11 protein-coding genes are annotated in these 13,742 nt (G+C 65.1%); 4 read left to right on the forward strand and 7 right to left on the reverse strand.

Going from position 1 to position 13,742, the window contains the following annotated elements; all coding sequences use genetic code 11:
• Positions 1–66: 66 nt before the first annotated feature.
• From EN857_RS23280 to EN857_RS23295, 4 genes are read right to left on the reverse strand one after another with little or no spacing between them, the layout of a single operon-like run.
• Positions 67–777, reverse strand: coding sequence for an ABC-type transport auxiliary lipoprotein family protein (locus tag EN857_RS23280; RefSeq protein ID WP_127393134.1), 711 nt, complete (start codon positions 775–777; stop codon positions 67–69).
• The gene (locus tag EN857_RS23285; RefSeq protein ID WP_135859261.1) at positions 755–2,128 is read right to left on the reverse strand and encodes an MlaD family protein; all 1,374 of its coding nucleotides are present in this window, start codon (positions 2,126–2,128) and stop codon (positions 755–757) included. The genes EN857_RS23280 and EN857_RS23285 overlap by 23 nt, the downstream gene beginning before the upstream one ends.
• A 14-nt stretch (positions 2,129–2,142) precedes the next feature.
• A complete protein-coding gene (locus tag EN857_RS23290; protein WP_127286684.1) occupies positions 2,143–2,961 on the reverse strand; it encodes an ABC transporter ATP-binding protein in 819 nt (272 codons plus the stop codon).
• 1 nt (position 2,962) lies between these two features.
• Entirely contained in the window at positions 2,963–4,150 is a 1,188-nt protein-coding gene (locus EN857_RS23295; RefSeq protein WP_127286685.1) for an ABC transporter permease, read from the reverse strand.
• A 76-nt stretch (positions 4,151–4,226) separates the two neighbouring features.
• Here EN857_RS23295 and dgcA point away from each other — a divergent pair, with 76 nt between their 5' ends.
• A complete protein-coding gene (gene dgcA, locus EN857_RS23300) occupies positions 4,227–5,210 on the forward strand; it encodes an N-acetyl-D-Glu racemase DgcA (protein ID WP_127393921.1) in 984 nt (327 codons plus the stop codon).
• On the opposite strand, the gene EN857_RS23305 is transcribed toward dgcA, so the two are convergent.
• Both EN857_RS23305 and EN857_RS23310 read right to left on the reverse strand, forming a co-directional pair.
• Positions 5,181–6,395: an MFS transporter gene (locus EN857_RS23305; RefSeq protein ID WP_135859260.1), complete on the reverse strand. Its 1,215-nt coding sequence runs from the start codon at positions 6,393–6,395 to the stop codon at positions 5,181–5,183. The two genes, dgcA and EN857_RS23305, sit on opposite strands and share 30 nt — an antisense overlap.
• Positions 6,396–6,521: 126 nt before the next feature.
• On the reverse strand, positions 6,522–7,343 hold the full coding sequence (locus tag EN857_RS23310) for a UDP-2,3-diacylglucosamine diphosphatase (RefSeq protein WP_128347079.1): 822 nt from the start codon (positions 7,341–7,343) through the stop codon (positions 6,522–6,524).
• Between the two features lie 120 nt (positions 7,344–7,463).
• On the opposite strand from EN857_RS23310, the gene EN857_RS23315 reads away from it, so the two are divergent.
• From EN857_RS23315 to EN857_RS23325, 3 genes are all read left to right on the forward strand, one after another.
• Positions 7,464–8,243 (forward strand): SDR family oxidoreductase, encoded by a 780-nt coding sequence (locus tag EN857_RS23315; protein WP_127394013.1) that lies wholly within the window; start codon positions 7,464–7,466, stop codon positions 8,241–8,243.
• A gap of 171 nt (positions 8,244–8,414) precedes the next feature.
• Entirely contained in the window at positions 8,415–10,739 is a 2,325-nt protein-coding gene (locus EN857_RS23320; RefSeq protein WP_127394012.1) for an NADP-dependent malic enzyme, read from the forward strand.
• A 122-nt stretch (positions 10,740–10,861) separates the two neighbouring features.
• Complete coding sequence (locus tag EN857_RS23325) at positions 10,862–12,085, forward strand: DUF2865 domain-containing protein (protein ID WP_135859259.1); 1,224 nt, start codon at positions 10,862–10,864, stop codon at positions 12,083–12,085.
• On the opposite strand, the gene gltX is transcribed toward EN857_RS23325, so the two are convergent.
• A complete protein-coding gene (gltX, locus tag EN857_RS23330) occupies positions 12,003–13,376 on the reverse strand; it encodes a glutamate--tRNA ligase (protein ID WP_127309159.1) in 1,374 nt (457 codons plus the stop codon). The two genes, EN857_RS23325 and gltX, sit on opposite strands and share 83 nt — an antisense overlap.
• Between the last annotated feature and the right edge of the window lie 366 nt (positions 13,377–13,742).

Consider the following 13,742-nt stretch of genomic DNA (forward strand, 5'->3'; position numbering starts at 1 on the left):
CCCGCCTTTTTCATTTGTGCTGGATTGTTTGAGATGGCCAGGAGCGGCGCCTCCCGGGCGAGACCGTCAGATCAGCGAATCCGTCCAGAGCACAATGTCCTTCGCCGCCTGGCCGAAGGCGTTGTCCAGAGCGTTGACGTAGGCGGCGTTGCCGCCTCCCGAAACCGGCGCGCTCGTGGTGAAGCTCTTGGCGGCGCGCACCTCGCCGTTGCGGTCGTTGAGGATGCGCACGAACAGTTCGACCTCGGCATGCTCGCCGCCATTGACCCGGACTTCGAAGGAACGGACCTCGGCGATGATCTGGTAGTCGATCGCCAGCCCCTCGCCCGGCTTGCCGACGCCGGCGAAGCTGCCGGAGCGCTGGAAGGTCTCGGCCAGCCTTGCCTGCACGATGAGCGGCAGCCGGTCGGCCCATTGCGCGCCCTTGAGGTACTGGATCGAGCCGTCGCCCGGCTTGATGACAATGTTCTGGCTGTCCAGCGCCTTGAGCGCGGAGGGCTGGGCGATCAGGATCTGGCGACGGCTGCGGCCATGGGCGTCCACCGACGGCGCCGACAACTCGAACGTGTCGAGCGGCGCCGGCTTGGCACCGAGGGCCGCGCAGCCGGCGAGCGAAAGCGCAAGCAGCGCCGCAGCCGATGTCAATCCAACCGACTTCACCCAAACCGACGTCACACGCGATCCCCGTTGTCCCCAGATCGTAAGATCAACCCGCAATTGCGGCTCATGTTCTTGCGGTGGGCGCAGGCCGAAGTCAACGCCGCACCCTGCCGTCATATTGCCGGACCTCGCCCTCGCCGCCCGACAGGATACGCCCCGGGTTGCGGCTGAGATCGGTCACCGCTTCCTCGATGCGGTTGATCGAACGCCTGCTGTCCTGGACCAGCGCCTCGACATTCTGCAGGCCCTGGCCGGAGAAACGGGCGAGATTGTCGGTGATGGTACCGAGCCGCGCATTCAGCGTGTCGGCGACCTGCTTGAACGATTTCAGCGTCTCACGGGCGTCCGCCATGACGCCGTTCGCCTCGCCCGAGCCGAGCAAGTTGTCGACCTTGGCCAGGATGCCGTCGACGCGCACTGACGCATCGTTGAGCCGCTGCGCCAGCTGTTTGGCGTCCTTGATGGTGTCGTCGATATCGTCGGCGCGGTTGGCGAATTTGTTCGTGACCTTGGCAATGTCGGCGGCGGCCTGATTGGCGTTGTCGCTGGCCTTCTGGATGTTGGCCAGCGCCGTGCGCACCTCGGCCGGATCAATGCCGTCGAGCACGCCGTTGACCTTATCCAGCGTGCCTTGCGTCTTCTGGGCGAAGTCGTTGATCGAGCCGACCGCCGTGTTGACGTTGTTGATGACGGTATCGAACTGTTTGGAGCTTTCCTTCAGGTTGCCGGTGACCGTGTCGACATTGGCGACGATGCTCTTGATCTGGTCCTTGTCGACGGCGTTGAGCAGGCCTTCGGCGGCCTTCAGCGTGCCGTCGAGCTTGCCCGAGACACCCTTCAACTCGTCCGACAACGCACTCACGCTGGACAGGAACTTGTCTATGCCGTCGGAATTCTTGGCCAGCGCGTCGGAAAAGGTCTGCACGTTCTTGACCGTATCGGTCAGCGGCCCGCGCACGTCATGGGTGAACCCTTCGAGATCGGAAAGCACCTTGTCGGCGCGGGTAAAGATGGTCTGCGCGGTCTGCAGGAGGTTGGTGACCGCGGATGGATTGGCGACGATCTCGGCGTCCTTGCCCTCCTTCTCGGCCAGGTCGAGAAGGTTTTCCTCATTCAGGTTGGCGCCCTTGAGCTCGATATTGGCCTGGCCACTGAGGCCGGCAATGCCGATATCGGCCTGCGTCGACTTGGTAAGCGGCGTCGTCCGGCCGATTTCGGTGCTGGCGATCGCGGCCGCCGGATCGTTGGGCGCGATAAAGACGCGCTTGACCACGCCGACCTTGACGCCGTTGAACAGCACCAGGCTGCCGGGGCCGAGGCCCGAAGCCGAACCTGGAATGCGCACCAGCAGCACGGCCGTCTCGCCCCTGTCGCCGATGGCGGCGGTCCAATAGACAAAGGCGAAGGCCGCAACAATCGCGGCCAGAGTGAAGATGCCGACAATGACGTAGTTGGCTCTTGTTTCCATTGCCTCACTTATGACTATGCGCGCGCCGCAAGATCAAGTTGCCGGGCACGTTTTCCGCGGAAATAGGATTTGACCCACGGCTCCTCGCTCTTCAGCATGTCGTCGATCGTACCTTCGACCAGCACTTTCTTCTTGCCGAGCACCGCAACGTGATCGCAGGCCGTGAACAGCGTGTCGAGGTCGTGCGTGACCATGTAGACGGTGAGATCCATGGTGTCGCGCAGCTTGACGACGAGTTCGTCGAACTCCGCCGCGCTGATCGGATCAAGCCCCGAGGTCGGCTCGTCGAGAAAGACGATGTCCGGGTCCAGCGCCAGCGCGCGCGCCAGCGCCGCGCGCTTGATCATGCCGCCGGAAAGCTCGGAGGGGAATTTCTGCGCCGCGTCCGGCGGCAGGCCGACCAGCTCGATCTTCAGCAGCGCCAGCTCGTCCATCAGCTTCCTCGGCAGGTCGAGATATTCCCGCATCGGCACCTGCACGTTCTCCTGCACCGTCAAGGCTGAGAACAGCGCGCCGTGCTGGAACAGGACGCCCAGCCGCATGTCGACGCGCAGGCGCTCGATATCGCTTGCCTTGTCGACGTCGACGCCGAACAGCTTGATCGTTCCCGATTGCTTGGGCATCAGCCCGAGGATGGTTCGCAAAAGGACGGACTTGCCGGCCCCCGAAGCGCCGACGAAACCAAGAATCTCACCACGCTTGATGTCGAGCGACAGCTTGTCGAGGATCAGCTTGTCCTCAATGGCGACGGTGACGTCGCGCACCGAAAGCACGATCTCGCTTTCGTCAGCGTCCTCAGCCGTCTTGACCCCGTTGCCGTTCGCGTTCGCCATCTCAAAACTCGATCGCTGCGTAGAACATGGCGAAAAGCCCGTCGAGGATGATGACGACGAAGATCGACTTCACCACCGAGGCGGTCACGTGCTGGCCGAGCGATTCGGCGCTGCCACCGACCTTCATGCCCTCCACCGACGCTATGATGCCGATGATCATGGCCATGAACGGCGCCTTGATCAGTCCGGCAAAGATGGTGCTGAGGTCGATGGCGATGCGCAGCCTGTCGAGGAAGGCGGCCGGCGGAATGTCGGAATAGAGCCAGGCGGCGACGATGCCGCCGCCAAGTGCTGCAAAATTGGCGACGATTGTGAGGCAAGGCAGCGCGATCACCAGCGCGACCAGCCGCGGGAATACCAGCACGCCGATCGGATTGAGGCCGATGACCTTCAGCGCGTCGACCTCCTCGCGCATCTTCATCGAGCCGATCTCGGCGGTGATGGCGCTGCCGGAACGGCCGGCGATCATGATGGCCGTCATCAGCACGCCAAGCTCGCGCAGGATCAGCACGCCGACGAGGTCGACGACGAAGATGTCGGCGCCGAAATAGCTGAGCTGATAGGCGCCCTGCTGGGCAACGATGGCGCCGACGATCGCCGACATCAGCACCACCACCGGGATGGCGCCGACGCCCATGCGGTCGATCTGGTTGAAGATCGCGGCCGGATTGACGGCATGGCCGCGGCCGAGCTTCATCTGGGCGCCGCGGATGGTGGCGCCGAGGATGTTCATCGAGGCCAGGAAATCGTCGCGCATCTCATAAACGCGCCGGCCGACCGCCTCGAGCGCGCGCAGGATGATGTTGGGCGGACCGGCCGGCCCCGATTCGGGCTCGCGCCGGACGGCGTCGCCGACGGCGGAAAGCAGGATGGAGGCGATCTCGCTCTGCCCCTGCATGGTGACTTCGATGCCCTTCTTCTCGAAGGCGCTGACCAGGCGGTCGATCAGCCAGGCGCCGGCGGTATCCATCTTGTCGATATGCGAAAGATCGAGCGCCAAGGACTTGACGCCGCTGCGCTTTTCGATCTTGCGCATCTCGGCGTCGACCAGCGCCACGGTGCGCGTCGTCCAGTTCCCCGAGAAGGCGCAACCGAGAACGCCGCCCTCCTGGCCGACCGCGACGCGCGGCTGGCCGTTCGGCTCCTTGGCGGCGGTGCCGCTTGCGTCGCGTTTGCGGATGGTCAACATGGCGTCCTGTTTAGCCTGCCGGAACCGGGCTGTCATTTGCCGGCGACCCGTTGTCGCACAGCCGGAGAAGAAAAATATGGCGCGTGTCATTTCGGTCGAGTCCGAGCGTTTTCCCATCACCGGAGCCTTCACGATCTCACGCGGATCGAAGACCGAGGCGGAAGTCATCACGGTGACGATCCGTGAAAACGGCCATGCCGGGCGCGGCGAGTGCGTTCCCTACAAGCGCTATGGCGAGACCATGGACGGCGTGCAGGCAGCGATCGAGGCGATGCGCGGGCGGATCGCCGACGGAATCGACCGGGCTGCCCTGATCCACGCCATGCCCGCCGGCGCCGCGCGCAACGCCATCGATTGCGCCTTGTGGGACCTGGAAGCGAAGCTCAGCGGCGCGCCGGTGGCGCATGCAATCCGCGCTGTGCCCTTGAGAGCGCTGGAAACAGCCTTCACGCTGTCGCTTGGCGAGCCCGAAGCGATGGCGGCGCAGGCTCGCGCCAATGCGGCGCGGCCACTGCTCAAGGTCAAGATCGGCGGCGACAACGACAAAGCCCGCATCCGTGCCGTCACCGAGGCGGCGCCCGGCAGCCGCATCATCCTCGATGCCAATGAGGGCTGGACGGAGCACAATATCGTCGAAAACCTCGCCTTCGCCGCCGAACAAGGGATCGCGCTGATCGAACAGCCGCTACCCGCCGGCCGCGACGAAATCCTGCGCGAGATCGCGCATCCGGTGCCGATCTGCGCCGACGAAAGCGTGCACGAGGCGAAGAACCTCGACGCGCTGGTCGGCCTCTACGACGCCGTCAACATCAAGCTCGACAAGACGGGTGGCCTGACCGCAGCGCTGGTGCTGCGCGACCGCGCCCGCGAACTCGGCTTCGACATCATGGTCGGCTGCATGGTCGGCACCTCGCTGGCGATGGCGCCGGCCGTGCTTTTGGCCCAGGACGCCGACTTCGTCGATCTCGACGGTCCGTTGCTGCTCGCCAGGGACCGCGCGCCCGGCCTTGTGTACCAGGGGTCGCTGGTGTCACCCCCCGACCGAACGCTGTGGGGCTGAGCGCGCGGCGAGCGCAATCAGCGCCAGCCCGATGAGCGCGATCGGGATCATCGCCAGAAAGCCGTCGACGCCGAAGCGATCGTAGAGCGGGCCCGACGCCAGCGTCACCACGGCCATGAAGAAGCCGTTGAAGAAGTAGGCAATGCCTTGCGCGGCGCCGGTGCGCTCCTCCGAGACGGTTTCACCGATCATTTTCTGCAGGCCGATCAATACCATAGCGACCGATACGGCGTGCAGCGTCTGGACGCCGAAGAAGCCGGCAATGCCGAGGCCGAGCGGCCAGATCAGCGGAAAGGCGATCCAGCGCACGATCGCGCCGATGGCGGCGATCAGCATCACCGTGGCAACGGAAACGGACCCGAAGATGCGCGTGAACATCACAAACATGCACACCTCGGCGACCACGTCCCAGGCCCACAGCAGCCCGACGACGGTGTCGCTGATGCCGATCGACTTCCAGTAGATCGAGACGAAGCCGTAGAGAAAGGCATGGCTGGCGGTGATGATGCCGACGCCGAGGGTGAAATAGAGGAAATAGGCGTTGAGGAGCGTCGGCGCCGAATGCTGGATGTCAGCCGCCGAAAGCGGCGAGGCGCGCCGCGGACGGCCAAGCCTTGGCGCAAGCAGGCCGGCGGCCAGGGCCGCGGCCAGCGCGACGAAGATGATCACCGGCACCGCCTCGGCGCCCGTGCGCGCCAGGATGAAGCCGCCGACGACATTGGCGCAGAGGTAGGAGATCGAGCCCCATTTGCGCATGCTGGTGTAATTGGAGCCGAAGCGGCGCACGCCCGATAGCGCCAGCGAATCGGCGATCGGCGAATGCGGTGTCCAGACGACGGTCAGCGCCAGCGAGACAACGAGCACGATGGCGTAGGTGGGTGGCAGGAAATAGCCGGCGGCGAGCAGCATCGATGCGGCCACCAGCGCGATATAAACATTGGCGCGGTCCCGCGCCCGGTCGGCAAGCGCCGTCAGCAGCGGCGTCGTCACCACGCGCAGGAACATGGGCGCCGCGAGGATGACGGCGATCTGCTCGGCATGGAAACCCTTGGCCTGCAGCCATAGCGGGAAGTAGGGCAGATGCGTGCCGAGTGACACGAAGAGCGTGGCGAAGATCAGGCTCATGCGCAGCTCGAAATGGCGCGGCTTGACGAGCTGTTCAGGCGTGAGCGGCGGCAAGGACATGAATCGATCCAATTACGCCGCGTTCTACCGGCCGCAACGTATGGCGATCCCTAACATGGAGAAGAACCCGGCGAAACCGGCTGGACTAATCGATTAACGCGGGTTTGCGCCCGCAGGGGCCTCGCGTCAGGCCGCCTGCGTTGCCCTGCCCCTGATGTTGACGGGAACGAGCACGTCCTTGCCGGCCGGAGCCTCGGGCAGGACGTGAGCCCAGGTCAGGATTTCCATGCGGCCGTCGAAATGCTCCACCACCGCCGTGCAGCTTTCCACCCAGTCGCCCGTGTTGATGTATTGCACATCGCCGTAGTTCTCGATCGCGGCGTGATGGATGTGGCCGCAGATGACGCCATCGACATGCGAGCGGCGCGCCTCGTCGCTCAGCACGGTCTGGAACGAGCCGATGAAGTTGACCGCCTTCTTGACCTTGACCTTGGCCCAGGATGAGAACGACCAGTAAGGCAGGCCGAGCAATTGACGCAGCCGCGTGATGATCCGGTTGACCTGCATCGCCGCGTCATAGGCGTAGTCGCCGAGATAGGCGAGCCAGCGCTGGTTGTGCACCACCGTATCGAACTGGTCGCCATGGATGACCAGCAGGCGCCGGCCGTCGGCGGTCTCGTGGATGGCGCGGTCGGCGACGACAATGCCGCCGAAATGCACGCCCTGGAACTGGCGGGCGAACTCGTCGTGGTTGCCGGCGATATAGGTGATCGAGGCGCCCTTGCGCGCCTTGCGCAGCAATTTCTGCACGACGTCGTTATGGCTTTGCGGCCAGTGCCAGCTGCGCCTGAGCCTCCAGCCGTCGACGATGTCGCCGACCAGATAGATGATATCGGCGTCGTGATGCCTGAGGAAATCGATCAGGAAGTCGGCCTTGGCCGCCTTCGACCCCAAATGGATGTCGGAGATGAACATCGATCGGAAAGTGCGGGGCTCTGGGCCGGACATCGCTTGTCACCGTTGCTTTCGCAGAGCCTATGCCCCGATTCATGCAACAACCGTATGACGGTTGCGATTGGTCCAGCCCAAGCGCTAGCTTGCCGCGCTCAATCAAGGGAGAAGACCGTCATGGATCTCGGCATTCGCGGAAAGAAGGCCATTGTCTGCGCCTCCAGCAAGGGGCTCGGGCGCGGTTGCGCCATCGCGCTGGCCGAGGCCGGCTGCGATATCGTCGTCAACGGCCGCAACGCGGAGCTTCTGGCGAAGACCGCCGCCGAAATCCGCGAAAAATTCGGCGTCAAGGTGATCGAGATCGCGGGCGACGTGTCGAAGCCCGAGGTGCAGAAGGCGCTGCTTGCCGCCTGCCCGGACCCGGACATCCTCGTCAACAACAATGGCGGGCCGCCGCTGCGCGATTTCCGCACGCTCGACCGCGAGAAGATCATCGAGGGCGTCACGCAGAACATGGTGACGCCGATCGAGCTGATCCAGGCGGTGATCGACGGCATGGCGAAGCGCGGCTTCGGCCGTATCGTCAATATCACCTCGCTGTCGGTCTATGTGCCGATCCCCGGCCTCGATCTCTCGTCCGGCGCGCGTGCCGGCCTGACCTCGTTTCTGGCCGGCGTGGCGCGCACGGTGGTCGACCGCAACGTCACCATCAACAGCCTGCTGCCGGGCAAGCTCGATACCGACCGGCTGCGTGGTCCGCATGAGGCCGGCACGACCGAGGATCCCGCCGCCGCGGCCGAGCGAAAAGCCCGCATCAGCGCCGACGTGCCGGCCAAGCGCCTCGGCACACCCGAAGAATTCGGCCAGATCTGCGCCTTCCTGTGCTCGGTGCATGCCGGCTATCTCACCGGCCAGAACATTCCGGTCGATGGCGGCCTCTACGTCAGCGCGTTCTGACCGGCTGCCGGCGCCGGCCGCCCGCCGTATCGCAGAGTCTCGGCGCAAGAGGCTGAAATAACTTGGTTATTCCCGCTTCGCCGATCTGAATGCCAATTGCGTCATTTGCCGTCGCGAAAAGCTCGCGCCGCATGCTAAAAGGCTGCAAAGCAGGAGCGCAAGGAGGCCGGTATGGACAGCGAGAACAAGAAACCGGCCCGGTCGGACCTCGACGAGGCCGCGCTCTACTTCCACAAGCATCCCATTCCCGGAAAGCTGGAAATCCAGGCGACCAAGCCGCTCGGCAACCAGCGCGACCTGGCGCTCGCCTATTCGCCGGGCGTCGCCGCCCCTTGCCTCGAGATCCGCGACGATCCGGCGACCGCCGCCGATTATACGGCGCGCGCCAACCTGGTCGGCGTCGTCTCCAACGGTTCGGCGGTGCTCGGCCTCGGCAATATCGGGCCGCTCGCCTCGAAGCCGGTCATGGAAGGCAAGGCGGTGCTGTTCAAGAAGTTCGCCGGCATCGACGTCTTCGATATCGAGATCGACGCGCCGGAGATCGAGCGCATGGTCGAGACGGTCGCGGCGCTGGAGCCGACCTTCGGCGGCATCAACCTCGAGGACATCAAGGCGCCGGAATGCTTCGAGGTCGAGGAGCAGTTGAAGGCCCGGATGGGCATTCCGGTGTTCCACGACGACCAGCATGGCACGGCGATCATCGTCGCGGCCGCGGTGCTCAACGGGCTGGAGTTCGCCGGCAAGACGATTTCCGACATCAAGATCGTCACCTCGGGCGCGGGCGCGGCCGCGCTTGCCTGCCTCAATTTGCTGGTCTCGCTCGGCGCCAAGGTCGAGCACATCTGGGTCACCGACAGGTTCGGCGTCGCCTACAAGGGCCGCACGGACGAGATGGACCGCTGGAAAGACCCCTATGTGAAGGACACCGACGCGCGCACCCTGGCCGACGTCATTCCCGGCGCCGACGTCTTCCTCGGCCTGTCCGCCGCCGGCGTCCTGAAGCCGGAACTGCTGCAGCACATGGCGCCGAAGCCGCTGATCCTGGCGCTGGCCAATCCCAATCCAGAGATCATGCCGGAGGCCGCGCGGGCCGCGAGACCGGATGCGATGATCTGCACCGGCCGTTCCGATTTCCCCAATCAGGTCAACAACGTACTGTGCTTTCCTTACATCTTCCGTGGCGCGCTTGACTGCGGCGCCAGCGCCATCAATGAGGAGATGAAGATGGCGGCGGTCAGGGCGATCGCCGCCCTTGCCCGCGAAGAGCCATCGGATGTCGCGGCGCGCGCCTATTCCGGCGAGACGCCGATCTTCGGGCCCGATTTCCTGATCCCCTCGCCCTTCGACCCGCGCCTCATCCTGCGCATCGCGCCGGCCGTCGCCAAGGCCGCCTGCGACACCGGCGTGGCCACCAGGCCGATCGCCGACTTCGCCGCCTATATCGACAAGCTGAACCGCTTCGTGTTCCGCTCCGGCCTGGTGATGAAGCCGGTGTTCTCGACGGCCAAGGCGTCGAGTGCCAAGCGCGTCATCTATGCCGACGGCGAGGACGAGCGTGTGCTGCGCGCCGCGCAGGTGGTGCTGGAGGAAGGCATCGCCGAACCGATCCTGATCGGCCGCCCGCATGTCATCGAGGTCAGGCTGAAGCGCTATGGGCTGCGCATCAAGCCGGGCGTCGATTTCGGCCTGATCAACCCGGAGGAGGATCCGCGCTACCGCCACTATGTCGACCTGCTGATCGAGCTTGCCGGGCGGCGCGGCGTGACGACGGAAGCGGCGCGCACCATGGTGCGCACCGACAACACGGTGATCGCCGCATTGGCACTGAAGCGTGGCGATGCCGACGCCATGGTCTGCGGCCTCGAGGGCCGTTTCGAGCGGCATTTGCGCAACGTCACGCTGATCATCGGCCCACGTGCCGGCATCAAGGACCGCGATCTCTCGACCCTCTCCATGCTGATCTCGCAGCGCGGCATCATCTTCCTCACCGACACCCATGTCTCGGTCGATCCGACGGCCGAGGAGATCGCCGAGATGACGGTGCTGGCGGCGGAGGAGATCCAGCGTTTCGGTATCGAGCCGAAGGCAGCGCTGCTGTCGCATTCCGACTTCGGCTCGCGCGATTCCCCGAGCGCGCTGAAGATGCGCCAGGCGGCGGCGATCCTGGCGCGCATCGCGCCCGAATTGCAGTGCGACGGCGAAATGCATGCCGACTCGGCGCTGTCGGAGCACCTGCGCCAGCGCGTCTATCCGCATTCGCGGCTGAAGGGCGAAGCCAACCTCTTGGTGTTCCCGAACCTCGATTCGGCCAACATAACGCTGACGGCGCTGCGCGCCATGATGGACGCGCTGCATGTCGGCCCGATCCTGCTCGGCACCGACAAGCCTGCGCATATATTGACGCCCTCGGTGACGTCGCGCGGCGTCGTCAACATGACGGCACTGGCGGTGGTCGAGGCGGCGCACAAGGCGCAGGCGGTCGTCAATCTGGGCTGAGGCCGGATTTGGCGGTAGACTGCGGCTCGCAGACTCAAGTGCTTTCGGCTGCAAAGTAAAGACAGGTTTAACCGCGGACACGCTAGTCTATGCGACAGGCTGGCAATCGGGGTTTCAGGCGAATGAAGGGCGCGGGGTTGAAGCTGACCCACCTTGCGGCGCTGCTCGCGGCGCTGGCGACGTCGGCTGTCGCCGTGACCGAGCCGCAGGCCGCCTCGCGCATGTGCCGCCAGCTCGAGGCGGAGCTGGATGCCAGTCGCGGCGGCGGTGGCGGACCGGCGATAATCCGCAAATATGACGACGCCATCGCGCGCCAGCGCGAGCAGATGACGAAGGCGCGCAACCGGGCGAGCGATGCCGGCTGCGGCTTCTCGCTGTTTTCGCGCAACGTCAACAAATGCGCCGCGATCAACGCGAACATCGATCGCATGAACGCCAATCTCGACGCCTTGCTGGCGAAGCGCGAGCGTCTTTCAGGCGGCGGCACCCGCCGCGATCGAGGCCGTATCCTGGCGGCGCTCGATGCCAATGGCTGCCGCGACGACGAGATCGCGCCGAGGCGCGCTCCGATCGAGGAGGCCGCGCGCGACAATGGCGGCGGCGGCAATCTGTTCGAGCAGCTCTTTGGCGGCGGCAACCGCGAGCTCGAAGCGCTCGACACGCCCGATGCGCCTGACGTGCCGCCGGACGATCCGAGCGAGCGCAACATCCGCCGCGTCATCAACCAGCCAGACGGCATGGACCTGCCGCGGCTGAACGGTGAATTCCGCACCGTATGCGTGCGCACCTGCGACGGCTATTTCTTCCCGATGTCGAACGCCGCTTCCTATGGCGATTTCGAGCGCGATCAGAAGAATTGCGAATCGAGCTGCCCGGGCACCGAGATGCAGGTGTTCTACACGCGTGGCATGGACGACGATGCTGGCGCGATGACCTCGTCGGTGACTGGCAAGCCGTACAGCGAACTACCGAGCGCCTATCTCTACAAGCAGAGCAACATGGCGCGGCCGTCGGCCTGCGGCTGCAACGCGCAGGCGCAGAATTTCGAGATCATCGCCGGCAATCCGCCGAACCCCGGGCAGCCCGACCCCGAGGCAGCCACGGCGCCCTTCGTTCCCATGCCCGGTACCAAGCCGGATCCGGGCGCCGATCCGGAGACGCTGGCCAATGCCGAAGGCGGGCTCGACCGCGACGCCATCAAACGCCTGGCCGAGAAGCCGGCGACATCGCCGGTGTCGGCGCTGCCCCCGGAGCAGCGCAAGGTCAGGGTCGTCGGGCCATCGTTCCTTCCCGACCCAGCAGGGGCAATAGATCTGCAAGCTCCGGCCCGGAAGGCTGTCCAGTAAGCGCCAGCCTGAGCGGCATGAACAGCGCCTTGCCCTTGCGCCCGGTTGCTTCGCGGATCTTGCCGGTCCAATCCTTCCAGACGGTGCCGTTCCACGGCTCATCCGGCAACAGGTCGAACGCCTGGTGCAGGAAGTCCCGATCCTCGCCGGAAAACTCCGCCGGCTCCTGCGGTCCCTGATCGACGATACGCCACCAGGCAACCGCGTCGGCCAGCCTGTCGAGGTTGCCGCGCACGGCCATCCAGAACGGCTCCGCCTTGTCGCCTGAAACACCCAGCACGATCAGCCGGTCGCGCGCCTCGGCAAACGGCATGTGGTGCATCAGCGTGCGGTTGAGCACGAACAGCTCGTCCGGATCGAACTTGGCCGCCGATTTCGAGGTCGCGGCCGGATCGAAATGGCCGGCGAGGTCGGCAAGATCGTGCGCCGCCGCGACATTCTCCGACGTGCCGACGAGCACCGCCAGCGAGGCGACCGCCATCGGCTCGATACCGTTCTCGCGCAGGCTTTCGATCGACAGCGCGCCGGTGCGCTTCGACAGGCCCTCGCCCGAGACCGTGGTCAAGAGATTATGGTGGCCGAAGACCGGCGGCTCGGCGCCGAGCGCCTGGAACAGCGCGATCTGCACGCCGGTGTTGGTGACATGGTCGTCGCCGCGGATGACATGGCTGACGCCCATCTCGATGTCGTCGACCACCGACGGCAGCGTGTAGAGATAGGTGCCGTCCTCGCGCACCAGCACGGGATCGGACAGCGAGGCGAGATCGACGGTCTCCTCGCCGCGCACCAGGTCGTTCCAGTGGATCTCGGTGCGCTCGGGCTGCAGCGGATCGCTGGTGAAGTTCGGCAGCAGGAAGCGCCAATGCGGGCGGCGGCCGTCCGACTGGTATTCGGCCACCTGCTCCGGCGTCAGCGTCAGCGCCTCGCGGCCATAGACCGGCGGCAGGCCGCGCGTGCGGCGCACCTTGCGGCGCAGATCGAGCTCTTCCGGCGTCTCGTAACAGGCGTAGAGGACGCGCGCCTCCTTCAGACGCTCGACGGCGGCGTCATAGATCTCGACGCGCCGCGACTGGTATTCGGTGGCGTCCGGGAAGATGCCAAGCCAGTGCAGGTCGTAGAGGATGGAATCGGCGAATTCCTGCTTGGAACGGGCGATATCGGTGTCGTCGAAACGCTGGATGAAGCGGCCCTTGTTGTTCGCGGCGAACAGCCAGTTGAACAGAGCGGTGCGCGCATTGCCGATATGGATGCGGCCGGTCGGCGACGGGGCGAAACGGACGGTAACTGTCATGAGCGGGGCGTAGCGGATGCTTTTCCGGTTGACAAGACGCGCCCCCGCGCGAAGGGCAAGACATAGTGCAAGCCAGCTAAAATGAAAAGCCGCTCGGCCGGCATGGTCCCCGCCGGCTTCGAGTCGTTGCCGACGGCCGGCAGAACCGGGAGTTGCGCAGGCCCTTTCTGTCCCCGTTATCCACATCTGTGACACACAAGATATTGGGGTCACAAAAGCTACGTAAACGAATCCTTGACGGCGCAAAACGAGTCGCCTTTTATAGGCCATGCGTTCCTGTTGAGAGCGCGACCGGAGAGTTCAGAGGCCGGTCTTTTTTCCCGGATTTTGTGCGTTTTGCCCACATTTCCGCCCGTTCACGAGGCC

It is taken from the genome of Mesorhizobium sp. M4B.F.Ca.ET.214.01.1.1, from assembly GCF_004791545.1.
Classification (GTDB): Bacteria; Pseudomonadota; Alphaproteobacteria; order Rhizobiales; family Rhizobiaceae; genus Mesorhizobium; species Mesorhizobium abyssinicae.